Origin of the sequence: Mesorhizobium sp. M7A.F.Ca.CA.004.12.1.1 (assembly GCF_003997835.1) — a bacterium.
GTDB lineage: Bacteria > Pseudomonadota > Alphaproteobacteria > Rhizobiales > Rhizobiaceae > Mesorhizobium.
On record NZ_RZRK01001046.1, the window covers coordinates 1 to 1771 of the forward strand.

Annotated in this window: 3 protein-coding genes; 2 read left to right on the forward strand and 1 reads right to left on the reverse strand. The window is 62.3% G+C overall.

Going from position 1 to position 1771, the window contains the following annotated elements:
• A partial coding sequence (locus tag EN984_RS33395) for an acyl-CoA dehydrogenase family protein (RefSeq protein ID WP_281057371.1) occupies nucleotides 1-243 on the forward strand: 243 nt, incomplete at its 5' end.
• Nucleotides 244-307: 64 nt separating this feature from the next.
• Complete coding sequence (locus tag EN984_RS33400; protein ID WP_127268311.1) at nucleotides 308-703, forward strand: RidA family protein; 396 nt, start codon at nucleotides 308-310, stop codon at nucleotides 701-703.
• A 188-nt stretch (nucleotides 704-891) separates the two neighbouring features.
• Here the strand turns inward: EN984_RS33400 and EN984_RS33405 are convergent.
• Nucleotides 892-1771: LLM class flavin-dependent oxidoreductase (locus EN984_RS33405; protein WP_127384297.1), on the reverse strand; the 880-nt coding region annotated here is incomplete at its 5' end.

Sequence of the window (1771 nt, forward strand, 5' to 3'; positions counted from 1 at the left end):
GCCTGGACCAAGGACATGGGCGCCGCGCGGGTCACACGCGAGGCGGCGATGGCCAAGCTGTTTGCCACCGACAAGGCGCAAGAGGTGATCGACAAGGCTGTGCAGCTGCATGGCGGCGACGGTGTCCGCAGGGGCCACATCATTGAAAGCCTGTATCGCGAGATCCGCGCTCTGCGCATCTATGAGGGTGCCTCCGACGTTCAGAAAGTGGTGATTGCGCGGCAAGTGATGGGCGCTGCCTGACGGCAGAGATTTTGACGAGCTTTCGATTTTGAAAATTGGGTTTTGGAATACCGGGAGGTTTTGAATGCACAGGATTCTGCAGCCCGAAGGCTGGGCAAAACCTGTCGGCTACGCCAATGGCGTCGCGGCACGCGGACAGTTCGTCTTCGTCGGCGGACAGGTCGGCTGGAACGGGCAATGCCAGTTCGAGACCGACGATTTTGTCGGCCAGGTGCGGCAAACGCTTCAGAACATCGTCGCGGTGCTGGCGGAAGCCGGTGCCGGGCCGCAGCACATCACCTCGATGACCTGGTATTTCACCGACAAGGCCGAATACCTCGCCAACCTCAGGGGCATCGGCGAGGCCTATCGCGAGGTGATCGGCCGGCATTTTCCGGCGATGGCCGCCATGCAGGTGATGGCGCTGGTCGAGGATCGCGCCAAGGTGGAGATCCAGGCGATCGCCGTCATCCCGGAATAGGGAGTTCGTTCGTCCGGAGTAAACGCCCCTCGCTTCGTCATCCACGGGCGGAGCAAGGAGCGAAGCGACGCGGCGCAGACCCGAGGATGACGAAGTTGGGGAGGCTTCGGCAAATTCCGAATGCTCTACCTAAACTGATGATGAAATCCCTGACCGCCAACAGGCAGCCGCTTCCCGGAGCAAAGCTACTATTCGCGCAGTCCCGCCTTCCGCAAAATCGGCAGCACGTGATCGCAGAAATAGGGCAACTCCCTGGTGTAGTTGACGAAGGACAGCGCGATGCCCTGATAGCCATGCCCGGCAATGGCGGCCATGTCGGCAGCGATCGTTTCCGGCGTTCCGATCAGCGGGTAGGTGCCGGCGCCGCCGGCGAAGCGTTGCCGGTAGCGGTCATAGGCGTGCGGGTCGTGCGACTGCGAGAATTCCTTCTTGCCGGCCATGTGAGCATCGACCGCATCGTGGTCGGCCATATCGACCGCATAGCTGTTATAATAGGCCTGCGCCTCTTCCATCGTCGGGCGGCAGACGACATGCGCAACCGTGTAGACGCCTACGTCGCGGCCTGCCTTGTCGGCCCGTTCGCGGATATCGGCGACATGCTTGCCGGCATCGCCCATTTCGGAAAAGGTCGTGAACAGATAGTCGCACCGGGCAGCGGCGAAATCGCGGCCCGGCCCACCGAAGGCGGCGTTCATGGTCACCGGGCGCGGAACCTGCAGACTGGCCGGCCGGCTGACGGCTTCCTTGAGGCGGTAATAGGTGCCCTCATAGTCGAGCGGCTCGGCCGAGGCATAAAGCTTTTCCAGGATTTCGATCCATTCGGCCGCCTGATCGTAGCCCTTCTCGACCAAAGGCGTGCCAAACATGCCGAATTCCTTCGGGTTCCAGCCGCAGACGATGTTCAAGCCCGCGCGGCCCTGGCTGATATGGTCGACCGTCGCCAGCGCCTTGGCGGCATAGAGCGGATGCACCAGCGGCACATGCACGGTCATGAACAGCCCGATCTGTTCGGTGGCCATGGCAAGAGCCGCCGCCCAGGTGAAGGTCTCGAACGACCATTCCCGCACC

What these genes read in the sequence shown, in the direction of transcription:
- EN984_RS33400 (WP_127268311.1), top strand. Translation starts at nt 308, where the DNA reads ATGCACAGGATTCTGCAGCCCGAAGGCTGGGCAAAACCTGTCGGCTAC.